The sequence below is a fragment of the Psychrobacter sp. 1U2 genome, assembly GCF_051847575.1.
This window is the reverse complement of sequence record NZ_JBPYDC010000900.1, coordinates 1-783: the sequence shown is the minus strand read 5'-3', so window position 1 is coordinate 783 and position 783 is coordinate 1. Positions and strand designations below refer to the sequence as shown.

General features: G+C 42.8%; 1 protein-coding gene and 1 pseudogene. Both read left to right on the top strand.

Annotated elements, in window-relative coordinates:
- Positions 1 to 459 (top strand): fasciclin domain-containing protein (locus tag ACS8FD_RS19435; RefSeq protein WP_439277070.1); only part of this gene is annotated, 459 nt, incomplete at its 5' end.
- A gap of 117 nt (positions 460 to 576) precedes the next feature.
- Positions 577 to 783, top strand: a pseudogene (locus tag ACS8FD_RS19430) (hypothetical protein); the annotation flags it as partial.

Here is a 783-nt window from a genome sequence, read left to right as displayed (position 1 = left end):
CAGCAAGCAACTACTCAAAGTGAAGCGGTAGCTGCAATGAATGTGGTACAAGTGGCTCAAAGCAGTCCTGAATTTTCGACCTTGGTTGAAGCGGTACAAGCTGCTGGTATAGCTGGTCCGTTATCTAATCCTGATGCAAACCTTACCATCCTTGCACCAACCAATGCAGCGTTTGCTGAAGCCTTACAAGAAACTGGCATGACTAAAGAGCAGCTTTTTGCGAACAAGCCAGCTTTAACTAAGATTTTGGGCTACCACGTAATCAATGGTCCAGCACCTGTATATGCCAAAGATGTGCAGCCAGGTAACGTTATGATGCTCAGCAAAGACACATTGATGATTACACCTGAAGGCAAACTGATGGATGAGAGTGGTCGTACTGCTAATATCTTGCAAACAGACATCGCAGCTAGCAATGGTGTCGTACATGTTATCGATAAAGTACTGTTACCGCAGTAAATAAGACACGTATTCGTTTTTTTATTCCCTGCTTTAAAACTTTATTCCATGCATTAAATACAATGCATATAGCAATGAATAAGAAACCATCTGCTTAATTTTTATAAGGATAGACCCATGTTAAAAAAGACTTTATTATCTCTAGCAATCGCTGCATCGGCCGTATCTTTGGTAGCCTGTAATGATGCAGAGACAGTTGCAGAACCTACGGAAGCCGAAGCAACGACTGAACCGATGGTCGAACCTGAACCAATGGTTGAAACTGAGACAATGGAAGAGCCTGAAGTCATCGCGGATCCTGAGGTAACGACTGAAGAAAGTACT